The sequence below is a fragment of the Novosphingobium sp. UBA6272 genome, from assembly GCF_002440635.1.
Taxonomy (GTDB): domain Bacteria; phylum Pseudomonadota; class Alphaproteobacteria; order Sphingomonadales; family Sphingomonadaceae; genus Novosphingobium.
In genome coordinates, this window is sequence record NZ_DJUW01000026.1 from 62061 (window position 1) to 84076 (window position 22016).

The 22016-nt window shown below is 64.1% G+C and carries 22 protein-coding genes; 10 read left to right on the forward strand and 12 right to left on the reverse strand.

What is annotated here, in order from left to right:
* Positions 1-10 precede the first annotated feature (10 nt).
* Positions 11-1408: a hypothetical protein gene (locus tag B2V17_RS11660; protein WP_292997841.1), complete on the forward strand. Its 1398-nt coding sequence runs from the start codon at positions 11-13 to the stop codon at positions 1406-1408.
* 59 nt (positions 1409-1467) lie between these two features.
* Here B2V17_RS11660 and B2V17_RS11665 read toward each other — a convergent pair whose 3' ends face one another.
* Positions 1468-2121 carry a carbonic anhydrase gene (locus B2V17_RS11665; RefSeq protein WP_292997843.1) on the reverse strand — a complete coding sequence of 218 codons (654 nt, stop codon included), beginning with the start codon at positions 2119-2121 and terminating at the stop codon, positions 1468-1470.
* A gap of 66 nt (positions 2122-2187) precedes the next feature.
* Between B2V17_RS11665 and lipA the strand changes: the two genes are divergently transcribed.
* Together lipA and B2V17_RS11675 are read left to right on the forward strand one after the other, a co-directional pair.
* A complete protein-coding gene (lipA, locus tag B2V17_RS11670) occupies positions 2188-3138 on the forward strand; it encodes a lipoyl synthase (protein ID WP_292997845.1) in 951 nt (316 codons plus the stop codon).
* Complete coding sequence (locus tag B2V17_RS11675; RefSeq protein WP_292997847.1) at positions 3138-3599, forward strand: type II toxin-antitoxin system RatA family toxin; 462 nt, start codon at positions 3138-3140, stop codon at positions 3597-3599. The genes lipA and B2V17_RS11675 overlap by 1 nt, the downstream gene beginning before the upstream one ends.
* Here the strand turns inward: B2V17_RS11675 and B2V17_RS11680 are convergent.
* The 3 genes from B2V17_RS11680 to B2V17_RS11690 form a co-directional block, all read right to left on the reverse strand.
* A complete protein-coding gene (locus B2V17_RS11680) occupies positions 3560-4057 on the reverse strand; it encodes a CinA family protein (protein ID WP_292997849.1) in 498 nt (165 codons plus the stop codon). The two genes, B2V17_RS11675 and B2V17_RS11680, sit on opposite strands and share 40 nt — an antisense overlap.
* Positions 4058-4061: 4 nt before the next feature.
* Positions 4062-4484 carry a hypothetical protein gene (locus B2V17_RS11685; RefSeq protein ID WP_292997851.1) on the reverse strand — a complete coding sequence of 141 codons (423 nt, stop codon included), beginning with the start codon at positions 4482-4484 and terminating at the stop codon, positions 4062-4064.
* Positions 4485-4640: 156 nt separating this feature from the next.
* Positions 4641-5789, reverse strand: a complete 1149-nt coding sequence (locus B2V17_RS11690; protein WP_292997853.1) for a bifunctional 2-C-methyl-D-erythritol 4-phosphate cytidylyltransferase/2-C-methyl-D-erythritol 2,4-cyclodiphosphate synthase — start codon at positions 5787-5789, stop codon at positions 4641-4643.
* Positions 5790-5860: 71 nt separating this feature from the next.
* On the opposite strand from B2V17_RS11690, the gene dusB reads away from it, so the two are divergent.
* The 7 genes from dusB to hflX all read left to right on the forward strand — a co-directional run bounded on the left by dusB (position 5861) and on the right by hflX (position 15107).
* A complete protein-coding gene (gene dusB / locus B2V17_RS11695; RefSeq protein WP_292997855.1) occupies positions 5861-6877 on the forward strand; it encodes a tRNA dihydrouridine synthase DusB in 1017 nt (338 codons plus the stop codon).
* Positions 6877-7962 (forward strand): two-component system sensor histidine kinase NtrB, encoded by a 1086-nt coding sequence (locus tag B2V17_RS11700; protein WP_292997857.1) that lies wholly within the window; start codon positions 6877-6879, stop codon positions 7960-7962. The genes dusB and B2V17_RS11700 overlap by 1 nt, the downstream gene beginning before the upstream one ends.
* A complete protein-coding gene (locus B2V17_RS11705) occupies positions 7959-9362 on the forward strand; it encodes a sigma-54-dependent transcriptional regulator (protein WP_292997859.1) in 1404 nt (467 codons plus the stop codon). Before B2V17_RS11700 ends, B2V17_RS11705 begins: the two co-directional genes overlap by 4 nt.
* Before the next feature lie 65 nt (positions 9363-9427).
* Positions 9428-11647 (forward strand): sensor histidine kinase, encoded by a 2220-nt coding sequence (locus tag B2V17_RS11710; protein WP_292997861.1) that lies wholly within the window; start codon positions 9428-9430, stop codon positions 11645-11647.
* Positions 11648-11669: 22 nt separating this feature from the next.
* The gene (locus tag B2V17_RS11715) at positions 11670-13073 is read left to right on the forward strand and encodes a sigma-54-dependent transcriptional regulator (RefSeq protein WP_292997863.1); all 1404 of its coding nucleotides are present in this window, start codon (positions 11670-11672) and stop codon (positions 13071-13073) included.
* A 133-nt stretch (positions 13074-13206) separates the two neighbouring features.
* Entirely contained in the window at positions 13207-13779 is a 573-nt protein-coding gene (hfq, locus tag B2V17_RS11720) for an RNA chaperone Hfq (RefSeq protein ID WP_292997865.1), read from the forward strand.
* 47 nt (positions 13780-13826) lie between these two features.
* Positions 13827-15107 (forward strand): GTPase HflX, encoded by a 1281-nt coding sequence (gene hflX / locus B2V17_RS11725; RefSeq protein ID WP_292998222.1) that lies wholly within the window; start codon positions 13827-13829, stop codon positions 15105-15107.
* Here the strand turns inward: hflX and mazG are convergent.
* The 8 genes from mazG to B2V17_RS11765 are packed head-to-tail and all read right to left on the reverse strand — an operon-like array spanning position 15084 to position 21980.
* On the reverse strand, positions 15084-15878 hold the full coding sequence (mazG, locus tag B2V17_RS11730; RefSeq protein ID WP_292997867.1) for a nucleoside triphosphate pyrophosphohydrolase: 795 nt from the start codon (positions 15876-15878) through the stop codon (positions 15084-15086). The genes hflX and mazG overlap by 24 nt on opposite strands.
* A 54-nt stretch (positions 15879-15932) precedes the next feature.
* On the reverse strand, positions 15933-16124 hold the full coding sequence (locus B2V17_RS11735; RefSeq protein WP_292997869.1) for a hypothetical protein: 192 nt from the start codon (positions 16122-16124) through the stop codon (positions 15933-15935).
* Positions 16121-16891: an MBL fold metallo-hydrolase gene (locus tag B2V17_RS11740; protein WP_292997871.1), complete on the reverse strand. Its 771-nt coding sequence runs from the start codon at positions 16889-16891 to the stop codon at positions 16121-16123. The genes B2V17_RS11735 and B2V17_RS11740 overlap by 4 nt, the downstream gene beginning before the upstream one ends.
* On the reverse strand, positions 16888-17661 hold the full coding sequence (locus B2V17_RS11745) for a TatD family hydrolase (protein WP_292997873.1): 774 nt from the start codon (positions 17659-17661) through the stop codon (positions 16888-16890). Before B2V17_RS11745 ends, B2V17_RS11740 begins: the two co-directional genes overlap by 4 nt.
* A complete protein-coding gene (gene metG / locus B2V17_RS11750; protein ID WP_292997875.1) occupies positions 17661-19217 on the reverse strand; it encodes a methionine--tRNA ligase in 1557 nt (518 codons plus the stop codon). The genes B2V17_RS11745 and metG overlap by 1 nt, the downstream gene beginning before the upstream one ends.
* A gap of 29 nt (positions 19218-19246) precedes the next feature.
* On the reverse strand, positions 19247-20209 hold the full coding sequence (locus tag B2V17_RS11755) for an AAA family ATPase (protein WP_292997877.1): 963 nt from the start codon (positions 20207-20209) through the stop codon (positions 19247-19249).
* Positions 20206-20841 (reverse strand): dTMP kinase, encoded by a 636-nt coding sequence (gene tmk / locus B2V17_RS11760; RefSeq protein WP_292997879.1) that lies wholly within the window; start codon positions 20839-20841, stop codon positions 20206-20208. Before tmk ends, B2V17_RS11755 begins: the two co-directional genes overlap by 4 nt.
* The gene (locus B2V17_RS11765) at positions 20838-21980 is read right to left on the reverse strand and encodes a D-alanyl-D-alanine carboxypeptidase family protein (RefSeq protein ID WP_292997881.1); all 1143 of its coding nucleotides are present in this window, start codon (positions 21978-21980) and stop codon (positions 20838-20840) included. Before B2V17_RS11765 ends, tmk begins: the two co-directional genes overlap by 4 nt.
* Between the last annotated feature and the right edge of the window lie 36 nt (positions 21981-22016).

Below are 22016 nucleotides of genomic sequence, written 5' to 3' on the forward strand. Positions count from 1 at the left end.
AAGAGTTGATATGGTCCGAGCCAAGTTTTTTGCCCGCACCGCCCTGGGTCTGGCGCTGGCTATGGGCGTCGCAGGCGGCAGCGTGATCGCGCCCGCGATGGCCAAGGAAAAGGAAAAGAAGGCCGAAGCGCCTAAGATCCAGCTCTCGAAGGCGTTCATTCCCTCCTATCAGGCAGCGAAGACTGCTATCGATAATGCCGCCAAACGGCAGGACGTTATCGATGCTCGCGCTGCAGTCACCACTGCTGAGAATGCCTATCGCAGCGCTTCGGGCAAGAAAGCCCGCGACGAGGCCCGTGCCCGTTACGATGCAACGGTTGCCGCGCTCGGCACCCTCGTTGCGCCTGAAACCGCGCTGATCGACAAGGCCAATGCGGCTGCAACCACCGCCGACGACAAGTTTGTCGCCAGCCAGCTGACCTTCAGCCTTGGCCAGCTGTCCTACAGCAAGGTCCAGCAACGCGCCGGCCTGCAAGGCATGGTTGACAGCGGTAAGGTTTCTGCCGCCGATGCTGCCAAGTTCAGCTACTTCATCGGCGGCCTTGCCTCCGACATGAAGGACTATGCCGGCGCCCGCACGGCATTTCAGGCGGCGATCGCTGGAGGTTATACCGAACGCCCGGTCGAACCCTTCCTGGCCGATGCCTATATCAATGACAACCAACCGCTCGAAGGGCTCAAGGTGCTTGAGACTGCCGTGGCCAAGGCTGGTCCTGCCGCACCGGAAGACCTGATCCGCAAGGGCATCGTCGTTGCCTACAAGAACAAGCTGCCTGAACAGGCGATCTCGTTCTCGACCAAGCTGGTTCGGGGTTATCCGACGAAGGAAAACTGGGCGCTGGCGATCGCCGTGGTGCGCGACATGAGCAAGTTCCAGAATCAGGAACAGCTCGATCTGATGCGTTTGATGGACCGGACCAATTCCTGGTCAGAGCCGCGCGACTTCTTCGAATACATCCAGGCAGCGGATCCCCGCCGTCTGCCCGGAGAAGCACTGAAGATCATCGATCTGGGAATCGCAACCGGCAAATTGCAAACCGGCGACATCGCCGTCTCGGATGCCAAGAGCATTGCCACAGGCCGTATTGCAGCCGACAAGGCTTCGCTGGCCGGGCTTGAACGCGACGCTCGCGCTCCCGCAGCAACCGCAGCAACTGCTTCGGCCGCCGGAGACGCATTCCTGAGCTATGGTGAAAACACCAAGGCGGAAGAGCTTTACAAGATCGCGTTGACCAAGCCGGGCGTTGACAAGGACCGCGTGTTGACCCGTCTCGGGATCGCACAGTCCGATCTTGGCAAGTATGTCGATGCTCAGGCGACCCTTGCCCAGGTTGGCGGCGTCCGCGCCCCGATCGCGGCACTGTGGGCCGCCTATGCCAAGAGCAAGGCTGCCGCGCCCGCGCAGTAAGCTTTAGGCGATAAACTCGAAGGGAAGGGCGGCTGGCAACGGCCGCCCTTTTCCTTTGCCTATTCAACCGGGGCGAAGGTCCCGCTGGTCTCATCCAGCAGATGCAGGATGCCGTCGGAGATCGCGAAGAACGCGCCGGTCAATTGAAGTTCCCCATCGCGTTCCTTGCGGCGGATGCAGGGAAAGGTCCGCAAATTGGCCAGGCTGACCTCAACCCCGGCCTGCTCCATCGCACGTTCGGCCACTCGGCCTTCGGTGCCATGGGTGTGGGCCACTTTCTCACGCGCATCGTCGAGCAGGGCGATCCAGTCGGCAATGAAGCCGCCTTCGCCCGGTTCGGTGCCGTGCATCTCCCGGGTCAGAGCCGCCTTGCAGCCGCCGCACATCCCGTGTCCCATCACCACGATCTCGCGGACTTTGAGGACTTGAACCGCGAACTCCAGCGCAGCGGAAACACCGTGATGGCCTGGCGTGGTCTCGAACGGCGGGACCATTGCGGCGACATTGCGGACCACGAAGATCTCGCCCGGATCGACATCGAAGATCTGTGCCGGATCGACCCGGCTGTCGCTGCAGGCAATGACCATGACAGCGGGCTCTTGGCCGTCGCGCAAGGTCGCCCAGCGTTCACGATTGGGGGCCCATCCGGTTGCGCGAAAGCGCCGGTAGCCGGCAACCAGGCGATCGAGGCCACTCGGGGAATCGCTGCTCATGGAGCGGGCTAATGGACGCTGAAATTCCGGCTGGCAAGCGCAGGCCCAAGCGCCTATCTGGGCGCCATGAACGATCTCTCTTCCCCGCCCAAGCCAGAGCGCCAGCGCAAGCCGGACTGGATCCGCGTCAAGGCACCGACCAGCAAGGGCTATGGCGAAACCCGCCAGCTGATGCGTGACCTCAAGCTCAATACCGTGTGCGAGGAAGCGGCCTGCCCGAACATCGGCGAGTGCTGGACCAAGAAACACGCGACGGTGATGATCCTGGGCGATGTCTGCACTCGGGCCTGCGCCTTCTGCAACGTCAAGACCGGGATGCCGCGCGCGGTTGACCCGCTAGAACCTGAACATGTAGCGATCGCCGCTGCGAAGATGGGTCTGGAACATATCGTCATCACCTCGGTCGACCGCGATGACCTGCCGGACGGCGGGGCCGGGCAGTTCGTCAAGGTGATCAAGGCGCTGCGGGCCAATACGCCCGGCACGACGATCGAGATTCTGACCCCCGATTTCCGCGGCAAGATGCGCGAGGCGGTCGAGGTGATCGTCGCCGCCGGGCCGGATGTCTACAACCACAATTTGGAAACGGTGCCGCGGCTCTATCCCACGATCCGGCCTGGCGCACGCTACTACGCCTCGCTGCGCCTGCTGGAAGAGGTCAAGGCCCACGATCCGCTGGTCTTCACCAAAAGCGGGATCATGCTGGGGCTGGGCGAGGAGCGGTTGGAAGTCCACCAGGTGATGGATGACATGCGCAGCGCCGGGATCGATTTCATCACGATGGGCCAGTATCTGCAGCCCACGCCGAAGCACACCAAGGTGGTTGAATTCGTGCCGCCGGCAACCTTCGACGCCTATGGCGCGATTGCCCGCGCCAAGGGGTTCCTGCAGGTCGCGGCCAGCCCGCTGACCCGCTCGAGCTATCATGCGGGCGATGACTTTGCCCAGATGCGCGCCCTTCGCCAAGCTCAGGGTGACCGGATGCGCCAGGCCAAGATCGGCAGCGCCCGCCGCTGATGCCCGGCAGTCACGAAATCCGCCGCCTGCCCTACAGCGCCGAGCAGATGTTCGATCTGGTCGCCGATGTCGGCCGTTATGGCGAATTCCTGCCCTGGGTGGTGGCAACGCGGGTCAAGTCGGACAGCGAGACAGAAATGGTCGCCGACATGCTGGTCGGCTTCAACGCCTTGCGGGAGAAGTTCACTTCGCGGGTGCTGAAGGACCGCCCCAGCCGGATTGAGGTGATCTACATCGACGGGCCAATGCGCGATCTCGATAATGTCTGGCAATTCCGGCCTCTCGAAGGCGGTGGTTGCGAGATCGATTTCCGGGTCGATTTCACCTTCCGCAACGCGATGTTCGAAGCGCTCGCCGGCCAGTATTTCGACCGGGCCTTTCGCAAGATGATCGGGGCCTTCGAGGAACGCGCGGAGAAGCTTTACGGCAGCAACAGTTCCAGCGCGACCAGCGCGGCCTGACGGCGGATTTCATCGCGGCTTCCGCCATCGAGGAAGCGTTCTTCGACAATGATCTCGTCGCTGCCCCGCACCGCGCGGGCAAAGACCACGGTGCCGACCGGCTTTTGCGGCGTCCCGCCATCCGGGCCGGCAACCCCGCTGATAGCCACCGCCGCATCCGCACGGCTATGCTTGAGCGCGCCTTGCGCCATCGACCATGCGCAGGCGATCGAAACGGCGCCGAAGGTTTCGATGATCTCGTTCGAAACGCCGAGCAGTTCGTGCTTTGATTCGTTCGAGTATGTTACAAAGCCGCGGTCAAGCACGGCCGAGGAGCCGGCGATTTCGGTCAGCGCAGCCGCAACCAGTCCGCCAGTGCAGCTTTCGGCAAGCGCCAGCGTACGCCCCGCCTCGCGATTGGCGGTGACGACCCGTTCCGCCAGGGCGGCAAGGTCGGCAGGGAGTAGCGATTTGGTCATGGGATCAGCCGCAGGTGGGCATTTGTTTGTCGTTGCGCATGGCTACAACGAACAGCTCGGTCATCAAATCCACCAGGTTAGGCGCCGGCAGCGGCGCCAGCGGGCCAAGCACCCGTTCAACATCCGCGCAGTTCCGGGCGGTGATCTTCTTCGAGATCTCGCCGCTGACCGCCTCGTCGATGATCGGCTTCATCAGTTCATCCGGGACCTTTTCCAGATCGGCATCGCTGCCGGCGAACTTGCCAAAGGCCGCCCGCGCCATCGGCCATGATGCTTCGCGGCTCAGGTTCAGTTCGGTGACCAGTTGCGGGCCGCGGGTGCGGAGAAACGATTCGCCGCCTGATTGCGAAGCGCAGGTCTGGATCGTGGAATCGAGCACCGAGGGCAGGAAATAACCAACCATGCCGTGCACTTCGGCCCGGGTCATGCATTGCTTGGCCGCGGCAGCCTGCGCCTCGACCGAAGAAAGCAAGGCCAGCATGGCAGCGGCCTGAAACAGGGATTTGCGCATCGGTGCGGTTCCTTTGATCAGAATCGGGCCGGCCTCTGGGGCATGGCCAAAGCAAAATCCAGCGGAATTCGTCTAACCGCCCAGCAGCGTTGCGACCGCCTGGGCGGCGATACCTTCGCCGCGGCCGGCAAAGCCCAGCTTCTCGGTGGTCGTGGCCTTGACGCTGACTGCGTCGATCCCGGTGCCGAGCAGCGCGGCCAGCCGTGCGCGCATGGCTTCGCGGTGAGGGCCGATCTTGGGGGCCTCGCAGATCAGGGTCAGATCGACATTGCCAATCCGGTAACCGGCCCCGGCGGCGAGCCCGACCGCATGGGTCAGGAACCGGTCGGAGCTTGCCCCTTTCCACTGCGGATCGCTGGGCGGGAAATGGCTGCCGATATCGCCCGCGCCAATCGCGCCAAGGATCGCATCGACCAGCGCATGGATCGCGACGTCGGCATCGCTGTGTCCGGCCAGACCCTTGTCATGGTCGATCTTGACGCCGCACAGCCACAGCTCTTCGCCGGGTACCAGGCGGTGGACATCATAGCCGATACCGATCCGGACCGGCGGGCGGGCAGCGGCAAAATCGCTGGCGAAGGTCAACTTGTGCAAGGCTTCGTCTCCTTCGACCAGGGCGATCGCCAATCCGGCAGCGCGGGCAACCTGGGCATCGTCTCCCGCTTCGGCAGCGCCGCTCCAGCCGCGGTGTGCGGTCAGAATCTCAGGGTAGCGGAAAGCCTGCGGGGTCTGGACCCGGCGCAGCTCTTCGCGCCGTGCAGGAGCGCCCATCAACTCGCCTTCGGCCTGTGTAAGGCTATCGACCACAGGCAGGACCGGTATTGCCCCGGGATGGGCCGCCAGCGCCGCAACCAGACGGTCAATCACCGATTGGGGCAGGATTGGCCGCGCGGCATCGTGAATCAGAACGAGCTCCGGCGCAGTGCCGTCCAGTGCCTCAAGTGCCTTGCGCACCGATTGCTGCCGGGTTTCGCCGCCGGTCACCAGTTGGATCCCGGTGATCCCGTCGAGTGCGGCTGCGGCAATGGCATCGGCGCCCGCGGGTATGGCGACAACGATTGGAGCAATTCCTGCGCCCGCCAGTGCCTCGGCCGAGTGGCGCACGACCGGCTTGCCGCGCCACATCGCAAACTGCTTGGGCACCGGCTGGCCAGCGCGCAGGCCCTGTCCGGCGGCGACGATCACGGCGGCGGTACCGGGGCGGGAAGGGCTGGTGGCCATGGCTGCCCGGTAAAGGCTTGCGGCAAGCTGGGCAATTCCCTATGTGCTGCCCAAATTTTAGGCACACCCAGATGAACCAGCTTCCTCCGTCCCCCGGGCTTGCACCCATTGCCGTCGGTCCGGTGACGATCGATTGCCCGGTTATCCTCGCGCCGATGACCGGGGTGACCGACCTGCCGTTCCGCAAGATGGTTCGCCGCTTCGGGTCGGGCCTCAATGTGACCGAGATGGTCGCCAGCCCGGCGATGATCCGGGAAACCCGCGTATCCCTGCAAAAAGCGATGTGGGATCCGGCGGAGGAGCCGGTCTCGATGCAGCTGGTCGGCTGCGATCCGGCGCAGATGGGCGAGGCGGCGAAGCTGGTCGAGGATCGCGGCGCGGCGATCATCGATATCAACATGGGCTGCCCGGTCCGCAAGGTGGTGAGCGGCGATGCCGGCTCGGCGCTGATGCGTGACATTCCGCTGGCGACCCGGCTGATCGAGGCGACGGTCAAGGCAGTCAAGGTGCCGGTGACAGTCAAGATGCGGATGGGCTGGTGCCATGACAGCCTCAACGCGCCGGAACTGGCGCGAATTGCCGAAGATCTGGGGGCCAGGATGGTCACCATCCACGGCCGCACCCGCAACCAGATGTACAAGGGCAGCGCCGACTGGGCTTTCGTGCGCAGCGTCAAGCAGGCGGTTTCGATCCCGGTGATCGTCAATGGCGACATCTGCGAGATTGCCGACGTCGCGGCGGCGCTGGACCAGTCCGGCGCCGATGGCGTCATGATCGGACGCGGGGCCTATGGCCGGCCGTGGTTTCTAGCGCAGGTGATGCATTGGCTGAAGACCGGTCAGCAACTGGCCGATCCTTCACTGGAAACGCAGTTGGCTGTCATTCTTGAGCACTACCAGGCCATGCTCGATCATTATGGCAGCGATACCGGCGTCAAGATGGCCCGCAAGCATCTTGGCTGGTACACCCGCGGGCTGCACAGCTCGGCCACGTTCCGCAACCGGATCAATTTCGTCGACGACGCCGACGAGGTGATGCGGTCGTTGCGCGAGTTCTACGATCCGTTCCTGGAACGGGCCGCCGCCTGATGGCCGAGGCTCAGCGCCAGCTGGCGAGCCTGCCCTTTGCGGTGCTGCTGCTGGCGCCGGGGCAGAAACTGGCCGGTGCCAATCCGGCCGCCGAACAGTTGCTGGGGCAGAGCTTTCGTCGGCTCAATGGCCGCATGCTGGGGCAGATCCTCCATTTCGAAGAACCCCGGATCGCCGAGCGACTGGACGAGGCTGATGCCCAGCTTTCGGCCCGGGCCACCACGGTCGCCGCTCCGGGTCAGCCGCCGCGCAAGGTCGACCTGACGCTGGCTCCGGTGATTGACCAGCCCGGCTGGCAGGTCATGACCCTGATCGACATCGGCGGAGCCGAAGCGCTGCGCGATGCTCCGGTCGCGGGGGAGGGCGGTGTGCTGCGCGCACCCGAAATCCTCGCGCATGAGATAAAGAACCCGCTGGCCGGCATTCGCGGTGCGGCGCAGCTGCTCGGCCGCAAGCTGGAAGGCAAAGATCTGGCACTGACCGACCTGATTGCCGACGAGGTCGACCGGATCGCCAAACTGATCGACCAGATGCAGTCGCTGTCGAGCCGGACCGCGCTGGAACTGGCCCCGTGCAACCTTCATGAAGCGGTGCGCCGGGCGCGGGCCGTGATCGAGGCCGGGGGCCGGGCCCCGCAGATTATCGAGGAATTCGATCCGTCGCTGCCGATGGTGCTGGGCAACGCCGACGCTCTGGTCCAGGTGCTGATCAACCTGCTTGCCAACGCCGCCGACGCGACCGTCGGCCAGGCCGACCGCCGGATTGCGATCCGCACCCGCTTTGCCAGCGGGCTGCAGCTCCACACCAGCGCCGATGGCCGGGCGCTGCGGCTGCCGATCGAACTGCGGGTCAGCGACAACGGCCCCGGGATCGCCGCCGATCTGCGCGAGCACGTGTTCGAGCCTTTCGTCACATCGAAGAAGAGCGGGCAGGGGCTGGGTCTCGCGCTGGTCCGGCGGCTGCTGCGCGACATGAACGGACGGATCAATCACGACCGCGAGGAAGCTGCAGGACTGACCCATTTCCGGGTCCATCTGCCGGTCGCCCGCGAAGGTGCCACCGGTTTGCACGAGGTAGCGGCATGAGCGTCCTGCTGGTCGAAGACGATCCCTCGATCGCGCTGGTGATCACCGCCGCACTGGAGGCGGAAGGCTTTGAAGTAACCTGCTGCGATTCGATCGCCGAGCGGGACCGCCTGCTTGCCCGGCAGTCGTTCAACGCGCTGGTCACCGATGTGATGCTGACCGATGGCGACGGGATTGAGACGATCGGAGCGGTTCGTGCAGCGGCGCCGCAGATGCCGATCATCATCCTCTCGGCGCAGAACACCCTCGATACCGCGGTGCGCGCCAGCGACACCGGAGCCTTCGAATACTTCCCAAAGCCGTTCGACATTGACGAATTGGCGCGCACCGTGCGCCAGGCCGTCGGCAATGCCGAAGCGAAGGGTGAGGGCGATGAAGAAGCCCCGGTCGCCGGTCTGCCGCTGGTCGGGCGGTCGGCGGCGATGCAGGCGGTCTACCGGATGATCACCCGGGTCCTGCGCAATGACTTGACCGTGTTGGTGCTGGGCGAAAGCGGAACCGGCAAGGAACTGGTGGCCGAGGCGATCCACCAGCTTGGCCACCGCAAGGCCGGGCCGTTCGTTGCGGTTAACACCGCCGCGATCCCCGCTGAGCTGATCGAAAGCGAACTGTTCGGGCACGAGAAAGGCGCCTTCACCGGTGCGGTCGCGCGCCATGCCGGCAAGTTCGAGCAGGCCGATGGCGGGACGCTGTTCCTCGACGAGATCGGCGACATGCCGCTCGAGGCGCAGACCCGGCTACTGCGGGCGCTGCAATCGGGTAATATCCGCCGGGTCGGCGGGCGCGAGGAGATTGCCGTCGACGTCCGGATTGTCGCCGCGACCAACAAAGACCTGGCGCCGATGATCGCCGCCGGATCGTTCCGCGAGGACCTGTTCTATCGCCTCAACGTTGTACCAATCACCTTGCCGCCGCTGCGCGAACGGGCCGACGACATTCCGGCGCTGGCCCGGCATTTCCTCCAGCTTGCAGCCGCAGAGGGGCTTCCGCGGCACAGCCTGAGCGACGATGCCACTGCGCTGCTGTCACGCCAGCCTTGGCGCGGCAACGTGCGCGAGCTGCGCAACTTCATTTACCGGCTGGCTCTGCTGGCCCGCGAAGACCGGATCGATATCGCTGCGATCGAACCGATGCTCTCGGGGATGTCTCTCGGCGATGACGGTGCAGGCAATGCCGGAATTGCCCCCGCTATTGAACAATGGTGGGCCAATGAGCGACCCGGACCGGGCCGGGTCTATGACGAGGCCCTGGCCGCGTTCGAACGCCCCCTGTTCATCGCGGCACTGCGCGAAACCCAGGGCAATCAGCTTAAGGCAGCGCAGCTGCTGGGCATCAACCGCAACACTTTGCGCAAACGCCTGACCGATCTGGCCATCGATCCGCTGATACTGCAGCGATAGCCTGCACCCCACGTACGCCAAAACGCCTTGCAAATTTGCAACAGTAGTGTTGTAATCACGCAACGATGGCTGAGCCTAGTTCCCTGATGCGCGTCAAGCACTGGCCAAACTGGTGGCGCCGTCTGCAGGTATCCATCCGCCGGGCTAACCTGATTCCGATCCTCGAGATCGGCTCGGTTGTCGCCTTTTTGGTCATGACCGGCTTTACCTGGTTCAAGTTCGCCGGTTCCGGCGCGCCCGACAAAATGGTTTCCACCGGGCTGACTGCCTCACTGCTGGTTGGCACGCTGGTACCGGCGCTCGCGATTCTGGTTTTGCTGGGACGGCGTCTCGCTTTGCGCCGCGCGGCGGAGCGCGACGGTGGCGGTGGCGGCAAGCTCCATGTCCGCCTGGTCTTCCTGTTCTCGCTGATTTCGGCGGTCCCAACGCTGCTGGTCGTGATCTTCGCTTCGATCCTGTTTCAGACCGGGGTCGAGTTCTGGTTCTCCGACAAGCCGCGCGGTCTGATCGAGAACGCCAACCAGTTGGCGCTGGGATATCGCGAGCAGATCGAGCGCGACATGGAGTACGAGTCGCTCGCCATGGCCGCCGATCTCGGCGATTTTCTAAGCCGCGAGCCGCTCTCCAGCCCGGCCTTCCCGGAATACTATTCGTACCAGGTCCACAACCGCAAACTCGATGAATCGACGATTCTGCAGAAGGGCAGTGACGGCGTTCTGCATCGTGCTGCCCTGGCCCGCGGCGTCGATCCCTTGTCCGAGCAGGTTTCGGCCTCGGTGCTGCGCCAGCTTGATGGCGGTGCGCGGATCGTGGTCAGTTCCACCGGCAACTCGATCCAGGCTGTGACTCCGATCGACCGGCGAACCGGAATTTTTCTCTATACCGCCCGAAAGTCGGATCTGCTTTCGCTCGGCTACGCTCAGAACGTGCTGCGATCCTATGAGGAGACCACCCAGCGCGCCCGGATCCAACAGTTGCGCGTCAACGTCGCGCTGTTCGTTGTCAGCCTGGCGCTGGTCGGGCTGGCGGTTTGGTTCGCCCTGCGCTTCGCCGACCGGCAGGTCGAGCCGCTTTATGATCTGGTCGATGCCGCCAAGGAGGTCGGTTCAGGCAACTTTGCGATGCGGGTCGAGGGCCGCACAGGGACCGATGAGATCGGCCTACTTAACCGCGCCTTCAACCGGATGACACAGCAGCTGGACCGGCAGACTCAGGCTTTGGTTGGCGCAAACCAGCAGATTGAGGAGCGCCGCGCTTTCATCGAGGCCGTGCTGGAATCGGTTACCGCCGGGATCATCTCGACCGACGCGCGAGGGCGGATCCAGCTGATCAACGGGTCGGCGCAAAAACTGTTGCTCGAACGCGAAGGCCGCCCGCCGATCGGCAAGAAGCTGGCAGACGTTGCCCCCGATATCGCTGCGCTGGCAGCTGGAGAGCGCCAGGACGGTGTCGTCCAATATTCGCGTGGCGGCGAACTGCTGACCTTAGCGGTCAAGGCGACGAAGGCCAGCACCGGCACCGTGGTCACCTTCGAAGACATCACCCGCCAGTTGCTCGACCAGCGTCAGGCGGCCTGGTCCGACGTGGCGCGCCGCATTGCCCATGAGATCAAGAATCCACTGACCCCAATCCAGCTCGCCACCGAGCGGTTGCGGCGGCGCTATACCAAGCTGGTATCGGCAGATACCGAGCTGTTCGAGGAATTGACCGGAACGATAATCCGCCAGGTCGGAGACCTGCGGCGGATGGTCGATGAATTCTCGTCCTTCGCGCGGCTGCCAAAGCCGATGTTCCGCGGCGAAGACCCGGTCGATCTCGCCCGGCAGGCGCTGTTCTTGCAGGAAGTCGCACGCCCCGATATCAATTTTGCCTTCGCGGCCGACCAGAACTTGGGAATCATTGCCTGCGACCGGCACCAGTTTGGACAGGCTATGACCAACGTGCTGAAGAACGCCGTCGAGGCGATCGAAGCCCGCCAGAAAATCAGCGATGCCGATTATCGCGGTCGGATCGGCGTCACCATCGGTGGTGACAGCGAAGACGTGGTGGTTGCGGTTAGCGACAATGGAATCGGTCTGCCGCAGGACAAGGAGCGCCTGGCCGAGCCCTATGTCACCACCCGTGAAAAGGGGACCGGGCTGGGCCTCGCGATCGTCAAGAAGATCGTCGAGGAGCATGGGGGCGAGATGAGCTTCGCGGCTGGAGAGATCGACGGCACGATCGTGACCATGCGGTTCGCACGCGATCCGCTTTCGGGGCAGCGCGCCCCCGAAGCGGCTGAATGAATTTGCATTGAGGTAGGTTGGAATGGCGCTCGATATCCTGATTGTAGACGATGAACGCGACATTCGCGAGCTGGTCGCCGGCGTCCTGAGTGACGAAGGTTTTCAGTGCCGGACTGCGGGCGACAGCACCTCGGCTTTGGCGATGATCGACGAACGCCGCCCCAGCCTGGTCCTGCTCGACGTCTGGCTGCACGGCAGTCCGATGGACGGGCTTGAAGTGCTCGATGCGATCAAGGCGCGAGAGCCCGAACTGCCGGTGATTATCTTCTCCGGCCACGGCAATATCGACACTGCCGTTTCGGCGATCGGGCGCGGGGCGATGGACTTTATCGAGAAGCCGTTCGAGGCCGAGCGCCTGCTGCTGCTGGTGGCCCGCGCGACCGAGACCGAACGTTTGCGCCGCGAGAATGCCCGGCTGCGCGAAGGCTTTGTCACCGCCGACGAATTCACCGGTAATTCCAGCGCGATCAACACGGTCCGCGCCACGCTAAAGCGGGTTGCCAACACCGGCAGCCGGCTGCTGATCAGTGGCCCGGCGGGATCGGGCAAGGAAGTGGCCGCGCGGCTGCTCCACTCGTGGAGCGGGCGCGCCGATAATGCCTTCGTCACCGTCAATTCCGCGCGGATCACCCCCGAACGGTTCGAACAGGAACTGTTCGGCGAAGAATCCGACGGCAAGCTGGTCCGGGCCGGCCTGCTGGAAATGGCCGACGGTGGTACGCTCTACCTCGATGAGGTGGCCGACATGCCACAATCGACCCAGGCTCGGATCTTGAGGGTTCTGACCGAGCAGGCATTTGTGCGGGTTGGGGGGCATCGCCAGATCCGGGTTGACGTGCGGGTGGTATCGTCAACGGCGCGCGATCTCGAAAAGGAGATCGCCGAGCGCCGGTTCCGCGAGGACCTGTTCTACCGGCTCAATGTGGTTCCGGTCACGATACCGAGCCTTGCCGAACGGCGAGACGATATCCCAACCCTGGTCGATCATTTCTTTGCCCGCTTTGCCGCTGATCAAGGTGTCCCGTCGCCTGACGTTTCCGACGAAGCAATGGCCGCGCTGCAGAGTTACGAATGGCCTGGGAATGTCCGCCAATTGCGCAATGTTGTTGAGCGCATGATTATCCTTACCCCGCGCGATCAACTGGCCCGGATCGAAGCCGACATGTTGCCGAGTGAGGTCCACTCAGGGCGGATCAGCAGCGATAACGGCATGCCCAGCCTGATGGGCGTTCCGCTGCGCGAGGCGCGAGAGAACTTCGAACGCGAATATCTGCGGGTTCAGATCAAGCGTTTTTCGGGCAACATTTCCCGCACGGCGAGTTTTATCGGGATGGAACGCTCGGCGCTGCATCGCAAACTCAAGCTGCTCGGCATGGCCGAACGCCGCGAGGGCGAAGAGGAGGACGAAGCTGAAGCTCAGGCGTAATGCGACTGCAATCTTCGGCGTTTACGCGAATCACGGTTCGGTTTAATATGCCGGGCATGAGTTCCGGCCGGTTCGGGCGAACCGGCCAGATTGCGGACTGTTCCAGCAGCCGCCAACAAGAAGGAGAAGGCCGATGACCTCACGTACCCTCACCGCGCGTCCTCGCGCAGAAAAAGCCGAAGCCGAAGCAAGCGAAGCTCCCCCCGTGATCGCAGGCAAGGGACAGAACCTGCAGGACCAGTTCCTCAACCTGCTGCGCAAGAACAAAATTCCGGTGACCATGTTCCTGGTCAAGGGCGTCAAGCTGCAAGGTATCGTTACCTGGTTTGACAACTTCTCGATCCTGCTGCGCCGCGATGGCCAGAGCCAGCTGGTCTACAAGCATGCGGTCTCCACCATCATGCCCAGCCAGCCAGTCGATGCGCGCCAGTTCGGCGGGAGCGGGGAAGGGGGCAAGAAAGTCCGCCTGCTGCAGGACGTGTTCCTGACCAGCGTCCGCAATTCCGAAGTCCAGGTCACCATGTTCCTCGTCAACGGCGTGATGCTGCAGGGCCGCGTCGCTGCGTTCGACCTGTTCTGCATGTTGCTTGAGCGCGAGGGCTACGTCCAGCTGGCCTACAAGCACGCAGTCTCAACCATCCAGCCCGTTTCCCCGATCGATCTGACCGGCGATGGCTGGGAGGGTGAGGAAGGCGAGGACGACTGAGTTTTCTGGAAGACAGCCGCGAAGAAGTAGCCCGCGGGGCGCGGGCGCTGATCGTTTACCCGGAATTCCGGGGCAGGGCCGCCGCCGCGATCGATACCGCGGCTCGGCTCGAGGAAGCGCGCGGCCTGGCGCTGGCGATTGGGCTTGAGGTAGTCGACGCGATCGCGATCCCGATCCGCGAAGCGCGGGCCGGGACGCTGTTCGGTGAAGGCCAGATCCAGAACATCGACGTCGCCTGCAACCAGGACGACGCCGAACTGGTGATCGTCGATGGTTCGCTCAGCGCAATCCAGCAGCGCAACCTGGAAGAAAAGCTCAAGCGCAAGGTCATCGACCGGACCGGCCTGATCCTCGAGATCTTCGGGGAGCGCGCCGCGACTGCCGAAGGGCGTTTGCAGGTCGAACTGGCGCACCTCGATTATCAGGCCGGGCGACTGGTGCGAAGCTGGACTCACCTTGAGCGGCAGCGCGGCGGCTTCGGCTTTCTGGGCGGCCCCGGCGAAACCCAGATCGAGGCCGACCGCCGGATGATCCGCGACCGGATGGCCCGGCTGCGCAAGGAGCTCGACCAGGTCCGCCGCACCCGCGGCCTGCACCGCAGCCGGCGCGAAAAGGCGCCCTGGCCGGTGATCGCGCTGGTCGGCTATACCAATGCCGGCAAGTCAACCCTGTTCAACCGGCTGACCGGCGCCGATGTGATGGCGGAAAACCTGCTGTTCGCCACGCTTGATCCGACGATGCGGCGGATCCGCTTGCCGGGCGTCGACAAGGCGATCCTGTCCGACACGGTGGGGTTCATCTCCGACCTTCCGACCCAGCTGGTTGCCGCCTTCCGCGCGACGCTGGAAGAGGTCACCGCCGCCGATGTGATCGTCCACGTCCGTGACATCGCCAATCCCGATACCGCGCAGCAGAAGATCGAAGTGCTCGGCGTGCTGGCCGAACTGGGGCTGGTCGAAGCCGATGGTGCCGCCCCGACGATCCCGATCGTCGAAGCCTGGAACAAGTGGGACCTGCTCGACGCCGATCGCGCCGCCGACCTGACCGAGCAGATCGCAGCGCAGCGTGACGCGGTGATCGTTCCGGTATCAGCGCTCACCGGGCAGGGCTGTGACGAGTTGCTCGAAGCTGTCGGCAAGCTCTTGACCCAGGGCGCGCGGCTCCATTCCTTTGTGCTGCCGGTCCGCGACGGGCAGCGGCTGGCGTGGCTTCATGCCCACGGTGAAGTGGTCAGCGAAATGGAAGCTGGCGAGGACGAGCGCGGTCCGCTGCGCCGGTTGGAAGTGCGGCTCGAGCCGCGTGAGCTAGGGCGCTTTACCCGGCTCTGATGCCTTGACGTCGTTCCACAGCGCGTCCTGCTGGTCGAGTGACAGTGCTGTGAAATCCTGGCCGCGATCCGCGGCCAACGCTTCCATTGCCTGAAACCGGCGTTCGAACTTGGCATTGGCCGCGCGCAGCGCTTCTTCTGCCGGCACTCCATAGGCGCGAACCAGATTGACCGCGGCGAATAGCAGATCGCCTGCCTCTTCAATGCGTTCCGCTTCCGTTCCAGCGGCAGCGAGTTCGGCCACTTCCTCGGCCAGCTTGTCGGCCGGCCCCTTGGTATCGGGCCAATCGAACCCGACCCGCGCCGCGCGTTTCTGCAGCTTCTCGGCGCGGAGCAAGGCGGGAAGGGTGAGGGCGACGCCATCGAGCGCGCTGGCGGCGCCCTTGGCGGCGCGCTCATTCGCCTTGAGGCTTTCCCAGCGATCCTCGCGTGACTGGCCTTGGTCGGGTGCTTCGCCGAAGATGTGCGGGTGGCGCGCTTCCATCTTGTCGCTGATTGCGGCAGCGACATCGGCGAAAGCAAAGTGTCCGGCTTCCTCGGCGATCCGGGCGTGGAACACGACCTGGAGCAGCAGGTCGCCAAGCTCGTCTTTCAGCGCTGCCAGATCGTCCCGCGCGATCGCGTCGGCAACCTCATAGGCTTCCTCGATCGTGTACGGCGCGATCGTGGCAAAGCTCTGCGCACAGTCCCATTCACAGCCGCGCCGCGGATCGCGCAGCCGTGCCATGATCGAGAGGAGGCGGTCGAGTGGGGGCACGGTGGGCTCGGTCATTTAAGATTGATAATATATATTATGTTAAATGAAAGATAAGCCAGGAAAGCCCACTCACGGGCGGAACAGCCCTATCGCGAGGGTCAAACCAACAAAGATCGTCACCCAGATAGCCAACATTTGCAGCTTCTGTCTTCTTCCGTGTCCGGCGGCATCGGAATCGGACCGGAACGCATAAAGATTGAGCGCCAGTACCATCAACCCACCGATGATCGCGGCAATAGTGTCTCCAGTGCTCATGTTCATGCCAGAACCTCCAGACCGTCATATCCGACCAATACATGGGCCGGAACCTCAGCCTGCAATGCAGCATAGTCGAGCGACTTGTCGAGATGTGTCAGGATCCCGGTTCCGGCGCGGACGGCGTCGATCAGCTCCAGCGACATCGCCAGATGCGCATGGGTCGGATGCGGATCGTGGCGCAGGCAATCGACCGCAAGCACGTCGACGCCGCTCAGCAGATCGACCATTTCACGCGTAATTGAATTGAAGTCTACCGCGTAACCGACCGATTTTCCGTCACAATCGAACCGGAACGCAGTGCTTCCCATCGAAGGCGCGTGCGGCATCGGACAATGACGCACGCCAATTCCGGCACACATCCGCACACGGTCCAGGCTGTCGAGCGACAGTAAGGTCGGATAACCGTCCTGTCCGGCAAAGACGTAGCCGAACCGCTGGCGCAGCCGCCGCACGGTTTCATCGTCGGCATAGGCCGGGATCGGCCCGGCGCGGCCATAGCGCAGCACCCGCAGGTCATCGATCCCGTGGCAGTGATCGGCGTGATCGTGAGTCCAGAATACCGCGTCGATCCGATCGATTCCGTTGGCCAGGAACTGGTTGCGCAGGTCCGGCGAGGTATCGACCAGCAGGCGGCTGCCATCGGCGCTTTCTACCAGGATCGAGACGCGGCTGCGGCGGTTGCGCGGTTCTTCGGGATCGCAGGCGCCCCAATCATTGCCGATCCGCGGCACCCCGGTGCTGGTTCCGCAGCCCAGAACCAGCAACTTCACGCGGCTTTTCCGAACAGCTTGAAGAAGTTGCGGGTGGTTGCGTCGGCCAGTGCCTCGGGCGTGGTGTCACGCAAGGCTGACACGAACCGCGCGGTATCGGCGGTAAAGGCCGGCTCGCAAACCTGGCCGCGGTGCGGCACCGGCGCCAGGAACGGCGCGTCGGTCTCAACCAGGATGCGATCTTCGGGAAGTTCGGCAGCAATTGCCTGCAAGTCCCTGGCATTCTTGAACGTAACGATACCGGACAAGGATATGGTTAATCCCAGCGCAAGAACCTTGCGAGCGAAGTCTTGCGAGGCGGTGAAGCAATGGATCAGCGCCGGATAGGCCCCCTGCTCCATTTCTTCTGCCATGATCGCGTAGGTATCATCCTCGGCATCGCGGGTATGGACGATCAGCGGCAATCCGGTTTCCCGAGCCACAGAAATATGCCGCCGGAACAGTGCCTTCTGCGTTTCCCGGTCGGAATGGTCGTAATAGTAGTCAAGCCCGGTTTCGCCGATCGCGATCACCCGGGGATGCGCCGCTGCTTCGAGCAAGGCAGCCTCGCCCATGTCGGCATGGCCATCGGCTTCGTGCGGATGAATCCCGACGCTGGCCCAGACATCGCTTTCGCGTTCTGCAGTGGCGATCACCTGATTCCACTCGCGCTGGCGGGTCGAAATCGAGAGGAAGCCCCCCACCCCGGCCTGCCGCGCGCGTGCCAGCACTGCCTGCTGGTCCTCGACCAGCCCCTTGTATTCAAGGTGGCAGTGGGAATCGATCAGCATCAGGCGTCCTCGGCCGGCAGTTCGAGCCGCGGGAACACGCCGACGGGCTGCGAAAGGCGGAAATCGGATTCCGCCAGCGCCGAATACCAGTGCGACTGGATCGCTTGATAATCGCGTAATTCCGGCGGGATACCCATTTGATCGAGCAGCTTCGCCGCGCTGGCCGGAATCACCGGAATCGCCGCCACCGCGAGCTGGGCAATCGCGATGTAGAGCGTGGCCAATACCGTCTGCATCCGGGCCGGATCGGTCTTGCGCAGCGTCCAGGGTGCCTGGGCGTCGACATACTGGTTGCAGGCAAAGATCGCCGCCATCCAGTGTTCGAGACCGACCGAAAACTCCAGCGCTTCAAAGCATTCGGGTACGCGCCTGGTGACCGCCTCGTTGACCGTCGCGAACAGCTCCAGATCTTCGGTAGTATGCCCCGAAATCTCAGGGAGATAGGCGTCGCAGTTCTTGAAGACTTGCGACAGTGTACGCTGGGCCAGATTGCCGAAACTGTTTGCCAGTTCAGCATTGCAGCGGGTGACGATCGCCTCGGGCGAATAGGACCCGTCCTGCCCGAAGGCCACTTCGCGCATCAGGAAATAGCGCAGGCTGTCGACCCCGAACTGCCCGGCCAGCGCGATCGGATCGGTGACATTGCCGAGCGACTTCGATTCCTTCTGCCCGCGGTTGAGCAGGAAGCCGTGGCCGAACACCTGCTTTGGGAGGGCCAGGCCAGCGCTGATCAGGAAGGCTGGCCAGTAGATCGTGTGAAAGCGGACGATATCCTTGCCGATAAGGTGCAGATCGGCCGGCCAGTACTTCGCGTAATCGCCAGTTTCGTCGGGGAAACCGAGGCCTGTTATGTAATTGGTCAAGGCATCGACCCAGACATACATCACATGGTTCTCGCTGCCCGGAACCTTGACGCCCCAATCGAAACTGGTGCGCGAGATCGAGAGATCGCGCAGCCCCGATTTGACGAAGCCGATCATCTCGTTACGGCGGCTCTCCGGGCGCAGAAAGCCGGGGCTTTCCAGCAATTCCAGCAATTTGTCCTGATAAGCGGACAGGCGGAAGAACCAGCTTTCCTCTACCGTCCATTCCACTGGGGTTCCTTGCGGAGAAAGCTTTTCGCCCCCCTCCCCGGCCACCAGTTCGCTTTCGTCGTAATAGGCCTCGTCGCGGACCGAGTACCAGCCTTCGTAGCGATCGAGGTAGAGATCGCCATTGGCTTCCATCCGCCGCCACAGTTCTTGCGTTGCGGCATGATGGCGCGGTTCGGTGGTGCGCTGGAAAACGTCATAGGAAACATTAAGACCATCGCACATATCGATGAAATATTGCGACATCTCGCTCGCAAGTTGTGCCGGAGTGATACCCAGGTCCCGCGCCTTTTGGGCCATTTTCAGGCCATGCTCGTCCGTACCGGTCTGGAACCGGACGTCGCGGCCCATCTGCCGCTGGAACCGCGCGATCACATCGGCGGCAATCGCCTCATAAGCGTGGCCGATGTGCGGCTTCCCGTTGGGATAGGAAATGGCAGTGGTGATATAGAATGGTTCGGCCATGGCCGGGTTTTGTCTTTCAATTCGCAGGGTCAGGCGGCCTCTCTAGGCATGGCGAGCGAGGCCAGCAAGGCTCCGATTTCCATCACCGCCAGGGCCGGATCGAAATTGTAAGTCGGCATCTGTGCGGAAAGACGGACCAGTTCGCCATGCGCGGCGATCACCTGCTGGTTGCGCGCGCCGTCGCCCTTGCCCAGTTCGGCCGCGACCACTGCCCGGGCCAGATCGACCGCGGCCTGCTGACGCTCGCGGTCGGGCCTTGCGCCGATTTCCTCAGCCAAGGCGCCGCGCAGGGCGAAATGCTCGTCACCCTCAGCAATCAGACGGACCATCAGCTGATGAAGCTTGCCGAGATCCTGCTCGACGAATTCCAGCGCCGCTCCCGGTGATCCCTCCGCCGCAGCCACGGCGGCTGCCCGCGCTGCCGCATCGGCCTGGGGCGCGATATCGCACAGGATCCGGTCGATCGCGGCATTTTCCAGCGGCGCGAAGCGTAGCACCCGGCAGCGCGAACGGATGGTCGGCAAGAGCCGGCCGGGACGGTGCGTCACCAGCAGGAAGAACGTGCCGACAGGCGGCTCTTCCAGCGCCTTTAGCAGCGCGTTGGCGGCGTTGCGCTCCAGATCGTCGGCCGGATCGATAATCACTACGCGGCGCGATCCCAGCGTCGGGCGGGTGTGCAGCCGGTTGGTCAGCGCGCGGATTTCGTCGATCGGGATCGAGCGCTTGCGGCGGTATTCGCCGCCATCCTCGCGCTTCTTGGCCTCTTCCTTGTTCTCGGGCGGATGCTCGGGGATCAGGATATCGGGATGGGCCTCGATCGGAGGCTGCGGCAGATCCGGCTCACGCACCAGCTCGGCAGCGGCAGCGCGCGCGAATAGGCCCTTGCCGAGCCCTTTGAGCCCGGTCAGCATCCAGGCATGGTGCATTCGCGGGCTGGTAATTGCAGCCCGAAATTCGCGCCAGGCCGGATCGTGGCCGAACAGGTCTGTCACAGCGGTGCCAGCATCGGCGTCAAGACAGCCAGGATGGCCTGATGGACCGTTTCGGCCCTCCCGTTCCCATCGATCCGGGCAAACCGCGCCGGCTCCGCCTCGGCAATCCGCGCGAAGGCAGCGGCGACCTTTGCATGATAGGCTTCGTCGCGCCCGCCGATCCGGTCGGCCCCGTCGACATCACGCAGGGCTGCCCGTTCGCGCGCCACTTCGGGCGAGACCTCGACCAACAAGGTGAGGTCGGGCAGCAGGCCGAGGCTCCCGATCCGGTGCAGCTCGCACAGTTCGGCATCCGAGAGGCCCCCGCCCCCGCCCTGGTAGGCCCGGCTCGAATCGACGAAGCGATCGCAGATCACCCATTTGCCGGCTGCAACGGCGGGCCGGATCAGCCGTTCGACATGATCGGATCGGGCAGCGGCAAACAGCATGGCCTCGGCGCGCGGATGCCAGCCCTCCCCCTCGGTCCCGAGCAGCAGCGCGCGGATCGCCTCGGCTCCGGGAGTACCGCCGGGCTCGCGCGTGACGACGCATTCGATCCCGCGCGCCTCCAGCGCAGCGGCGAGCATGCGGGCCTGGGTGCTTTTCCCCGCCCCTTCCCCGCCTTCGAAGGCAATGAATTTCCCCTGCGTCATGCCAGCAGCCCTAGCAGGGCATTGACCAGCCTGTCGATTGGCCCGGCCTTGCCGACCGCGCTTGTCGACATCAGCGGCAGATAGTGCACCGGCTGCCCCTCGATCGAAACCTCGAGCCCGCCGACCAGCGTGTCCTTGGCAATCGGTGCCCGGATCGGCCCGTCATAGACGATCCGGGCCGAGATGCGGGGCTGCGTCCCCTTGGGAACCGTGATGGTGAACGGGCGCGCGACCGTAACCGGCACCTCACGCGCGTCCCCGTCCTGCACCTTGACCGTGCCGACCACGAAGCCCGGAGCAAGGAACGGTCGGCTATCCCAGGCGCCGTAGCCCCATTCGGCCAGATCGCGCGAGGCCGCAGCCCGGCCGGCCTCGCTGGGTACCTTGCCGACCACCAGCACCAGCCGCCGTCCATTGCGTTCCACCGCACCGAGGAAGGTATATCCAGCCTCGCGGGTATGGCCGGTCTTGATCCCGTCCGCGCCCGGCAGGATCCCTGCAAAGGGATTGCGGCTGACCAGTTCCTGCCCGCGCCAGCGGAAAGCACGGTGGCCGAAATAGCGGTGATAGAGCTCCGGATGCTCGGTTACCAGTGCCTGGGCCAGACGCACCATGTCGCGCGCGGTGACATAGGTCTTGCCGCCATCGGGCAGGCCATTGGCGCTGGCGAAATGGCTGCTGTTCATCCCGAGCGCTTTCGCCCGCGCATTCATCGCCGCCAGCCATGCCGCCTCGCTACCCAGCGCGCCTTCCGCCAGCACAACCGCAGCATCGTTGGCGCTGGCCGTGGCAGTGCCGCGAAGCAGATCGGACACCCGGACCTGCTCGCCTGGCTTGAGCCATAGCGATGTGCCCTTGCCCGACCAGCGCGCGGAGGTCTGCGGGCGCACTGTGAATACCGCATCCTCACGCAGCTTCCCGTCCCGGATCAGGTCGAAAGCGACCAGTGCAGTCATCGCCTTGGTCATCGATGCGGGGAGAAAACGCTGGTCAGCGCTGCGCGAAAACAAGGTCTGCCCGGCGGACAGATCGACCAGCAGCGCGATCGGAGCCTGCTGCGGCGCTGGCGGGCGCGGATCACTGGCGCGCGCGGATACTGCGGCAAAGGCCAGCAACAGCACGCCAAGCGTTGGTTTCAAGGCAGGTCCCCGTCAAACGGCCGTTGCGCCGCCGAC